Source organism: Nosocomiicoccus massiliensis (genome assembly GCF_000438455.1).
In the GTDB taxonomy this organism is placed as follows: Bacteria; Bacillota; Bacilli; order Staphylococcales; family Salinicoccaceae; genus Nosocomiicoccus; species Nosocomiicoccus massiliensis.
This window is the reverse complement of record NZ_CAVG010000072.1, coordinates 1-3,310: the sequence shown is the minus strand read 5'-3', so window position 1 is coordinate 3,310 and position 3,310 is coordinate 1. Positions and strand designations below refer to the sequence as shown.

The following is a 3,310-nucleotide window of genomic DNA, read 5'->3' as shown; positions in this document are numbered from 1 at the left end:
AACTAGATGAATTAAAAACAGAAATAGAGATGTATTAGAAAAAGATAGTGAAGATATAGTTCAAAAATCTGTACAGCAACCTGTAAAGAAACGTTTCACAGATAGAGAACGCCTAGAGTATAACTATCAAGATCAGGTGTTCAAGATAAAAGACGTATTACAAGAAGATACATTTAATCAGTTATTCCATATATTTAATGCAAAAGTTGGAACACGCAATATAGATGAAGAAATGCTGGAACAATTATTTATAAAAGATATAAATATTAGTAACTTATACGAGTTTTTAAATGAAATTAACGACGATGAATTAAAAAATAGATATGTAGGTGCATTAGTTCAAACGACAAGGAAGTGATAATTTTGGATGCACAAGAAATATTAGAACGATTAAGTGATTATTTCTCCATGTCAAACCCTATTAACGATATGCTTAGGTGGGTAGGTTTTGGATTGATAAAATTACTTTTCTGGATAATTAGTTTTTTAGAAAAAGCAGTCGAACAAACTTATACATTAGGAGGTCTAATTGAAAGTAGTAAAATCGACACTTTATTTAGTAACGTCATGCCAATTGCATGGGCGTTATTAACAATTGCGATACTCATTTATGGTTATCAGATTTTAACAGGTAACCAATTGTTTAAAAAAGAAATCATCACAAATCTGTTACTTGCGATTGGTATTTTTGCGATACTACCATGGTTGTTAATTCAATTAAACAGTATGACTAATGATGTTTTTCAGTACGCTCAAAATCAATCGAGCGATGAAAATCAATCTACAAATCAATTAGCGACACAACTATTAAAAACCAATATTAATGACATATTATGGATTGCAAAAAACAATTATCAAGTTTCTGAAGATGGTATCAACAACAACATTTCAGAAGAAAACTTAAAGTTGCTCTCTATCAACGAAAAAATTAATACTAGTGTAAAAGATGTCGATGGAAAGAATTTAAAAGAACGTATGAAAGAGATGAATTTAACAGAAGAAGACAAAGATATTTTCGATAAATATATTGCAGTTGATTGGCAGTTCAATAAGTCATTGCAAGATGTTCCACGTATGGACATTAAATTTATCGGTAACTTTGAATTATTTAGTCAATTCTACTACCGATACACATTTAATCCATGGGCTTTAATGGCACAATTTATAGCGATTAGTTTAGCGTTAGTTGCGACATCATTTAAAGTCGTTCGCTTATTTATGGAAATAACGTTTAGTAAAATTATAGCACCTTTTATTGCAACAACAGACCTTTCAACAGGACAGCGTATGAAAGCATTAATAAAGGATATTTTAATTAACTACAGTGCATTAGCATTGATTCCTTTCGTTATGCAAATCTACATTATCGGTGTCGGATGGTTAACAGTACAAGACTTTAACTGGGTTGTCACATCTATCATCATCTTTGCGATGAGTTATTTCCTAATCGATGGTCCAGAGATTGCAAAACGTATTTTAGGTATCGATTTAGGATTACAAGATGGCTGGCGTGTAATGATGGGTGCAATGGCGATGGGTACAGCAGGTGCAAAAGGAGTTGGACTTGCTACACAAGGTGCAAGTAATGTAGCAGACAAAATTTCTAATAACGAACGTCTTCAAGGTATTAAGAAAGGAACAAGTAATTTAGCATCAGCAACGATGAAAGATACAATGAATGATGCGAAAAATGCGATTGGATCAGGTGTCGGTAAATTCTCTGAGTCTGAACTTGGACAAAACCTATATAGCTTTGGTCAGAAAGCAGGTAGACGTTATGGCGAAATGGCAGATGCATTAAAAGATTCAACTGTCGGCCAAACAGCACAAGGTATTAAAGATAGCGTTAAGACTATCGGAGATGTTTATAGTGGTGAAACAGATACATTTAAATCACCGAATAACTCAACTAATTTACAAGCATCACCACAAGATTTAGCAAATACTTTAGCTAATGTAAATTCATCGCTTCAACCAGATAGTACAGGAGCTACTAATCCAATGGATGCTGTACGTAACGTATCAGAACTTGTAAACACACAACCAACAAGTGATAATGACCGTCAACAACTCATATCTGCTATGTTACAAGGAGCTACAACTGGCGAAGCCCAACAGCGTATTAATGGATTATTAAGCAATATCAATGATCCAGAATCTAAACAACAAATGATTAGCTCTCTGCTCAATAGTAGTAGTGTAGGGTTGGAAGAAAAGAATCAGTTAGTTAGTGGTGTGATGAGTGGAGCAATTGAAGGTAATCCATCACAAATGGTACAAGATATTGTAACAGGAATGAATAATCAACCAGAGAAACAGCAACAGTTAATAGAAGCAATGGTTACAAACTCATCAATACCAAACGAATCAAAACAACAGCTTGTAGAAGCAGTCATGAGTAATAAAGATATGGGCGTTGAAGCTAAAACTCAACTCTTAAATACAATGACAAGTAACACGCCAAATACAGAATCTAAAACTCAAATGATTAATTCTATTGCAAATGGCGAGGCTGGTACAAAAACACAACAAGCCTTTGTTAGTGAAGTGTTAAGTAGTGCAGATCGTGGAGCGAAAGCACAAATTAAAAATGTGGAAGAATTAATTAATTCTAATGCAAGTCCACAAGATACAGCTACTAAATTAGTAAATGCAATTTATAGCAATAACAACGATCCATCAATGCAAACACAGATGATAAATAAAGTAATGCAGGGATCAGATAACATGGCATCTGGATTAAAAACACAATTTGTTAGTCAGGCAGTTACAGGAGAAGCATTAAATAGTAGTGCAAAAAGCCAATTAGTTAATACTATTTTTAATGGAAATAGTGAACAACCATTATCAAACAGTCAACAACGTGTATTATCAGAAGTGTTATCAAGTGGCTCAGGAGTATCACACAAAAATGCTTATCTCAACGAAATCTATAATAAAGCAGATCCTGTAGCAAAAAATCGTAGTGAATTTGTTAACATGATTCGAGGCAGTAATATCGAAATGGGTGTCAAAGAAGCAATTGTCAACCAAGCAGAGTTTAGTTATAGTACGAAAAACCAATCAACACTATCTAACCAAATCAACACTGTTATGAATACAAAAGGATTAGACGAGGGATTACGTAATAATATTATTCATGAAATCTCAAATCCAAGCTCTGTTTATAAGGAACAAAGCTTTAAGGACATTGTAACAACTATAGATGACTTATAAATATTTTAAGGCACTTTATCATAGATAAAGTGCCTTTTATAAATTCTGTATTAGAAAAAGGAGAGGATTAGAAAAGTGGATAAATATTTAATTC

General features: G+C 33.1%; 2 protein-coding genes. Both read left to right on the top strand.

Translation table 11 applies throughout. From position 1 onward, the window contains the following. The first annotated feature begins 136 nt into the window (after positions 1 to 136). Positions 137 to 358 (top strand): hypothetical protein, encoded by a 222-nt coding sequence (locus TJ68_RS03470; RefSeq protein WP_040928761.1) that lies wholly within the window; start codon positions 137 to 139, stop codon positions 356 to 358. Further along, a complete protein-coding gene (locus tag TJ68_RS03465; RefSeq protein WP_342354509.1) occupies positions 355 to 3,216 on the top strand; it encodes a pLS20_p028 family conjugation system transmembrane protein in 2,862 nt (953 codons plus the stop codon). The genes TJ68_RS03470 and TJ68_RS03465 overlap by 4 nt, the downstream gene beginning before the upstream one ends. Positions 3,217 to 3,310 lie beyond the last annotated feature (94 nt).